2 protein-coding genes are annotated in these 1,047 nt (G+C 38.7%); both read right to left on the bottom strand.

From position 1 onward, the window contains the following. A partial coding sequence (locus AB5935_RS27975) for a carboxypeptidase-like regulatory domain-containing protein (RefSeq protein WP_368328096.1) occupies window positions 1-428 on the bottom strand: 428 nt, incomplete at its 3' end. 83 nt (window positions 429-511) lie between these two features. Then, the gene (locus AB5935_RS27970; protein ID WP_004305412.1) at window positions 512-916 is read right to left on the bottom strand and encodes a hypothetical protein; all 405 of its coding nucleotides are present in this window, start codon (window positions 914-916) and stop codon (window positions 512-514) included. Window positions 917-1,047 lie beyond the last annotated feature (131 nt).

Raw genomic sequence — 1,047 nt, 5'->3', positions numbered from 1 at the left:
GGATAAGCTGCTGCAGAATACTCTGTCGTGTCAGCTTTTACAGTAACAGGAGGAGCTTCGGCAGTAATCACCGCTTCCTTCAGCATGACAGCATCCGGATCCAATGTAATGGTTCCCAATTTTTTATCAGTGGCGTTAGCAGATAATTGTACCGGTACGAGCTTGGTTCGGAATCCAATATAGGAAACTTTCAACACATATTTTCCGGCTTTTACTTTGGGGAGAGTAAACCATCCCTGGTTACTACTGGCTATACCGGCGGCATAAGCACTATCAGGTAATGATAGCAATTGAACTGTAGCCTGCGCTGCGGGCTCTTTAGTATCGGATTCCACCACACGTCCCGAAACGGTAATAACCTTATTCTGTGCAAAAATTGAGAAGGTGCATAGCAACATCAGCACCAACCCTGCTGAAAATCTTTTCATTTACCTTATTTACGATTATATTAGTAGCAATAACAATGTCTTTTTGACAAATCGAATCGCAAAAGGTTTAATTGAAAAGAAAATTATCTTTTAAAGAATCGATCAACAAGCGCTTTTTTCAGACCAAACTCCAGACAAAGCACATTAAAAACCAGAAAAGTCAGGAAAGAGGAAGTATCGACGTTTATCACATCTCCTTGCATAACACGCCACAACATACCACCAAAGACGAACAAGAATGTCAAAAAGATGGCATTACGAACAGCCGAGTTCCGGATTTGCTCCGTTTCACGGCTTTCATTCTTACTTAATGCAAAGATTATTAACAAGCATCCTGCCATCATCAACAACTTTGTACATTCTTTATAAAACAACAAATTAGTATCAGTTACTACTCCCTGCATCACCAAAATAAAAGGGATGAACAGAGCTACCAACAAGACAACATATCCTAAAGGACGACAATATACAGGTAATAATGCTTTCATGATTAAACGTTTTAATGAGACAAAAGTAAGTAAAAAAAGATATTTTATATACATTTGCAGAGTAAAAAAGCAAAAGAATCATGAGTAAACAAGAAGTTATTCTCTGCGAAAGCTTGGAAACGAGCCTCGGT

Origin of the sequence: Phocaeicola sp. RTP21198st1_B8_RTP21198_201120 (genome assembly GCF_040929485.1) — a bacterium.
Classification (GTDB): Bacteria; Bacteroidota; Bacteroidia; order Bacteroidales; family Bacteroidaceae; genus Phocaeicola; species Phocaeicola dorei.
This window is presented reverse-complemented; position numbering and strand designations above follow the sequence as displayed.

Bases quoted from the DNA above. Each gene is read 5' to 3' on its own strand.
- AB5935_RS27970 (WP_004305412.1), bottom strand. From the start codon at position 916: ATGAAAGCATTATTACCTGTATATTGTCGTCCTTTAGGATATGTTGTC.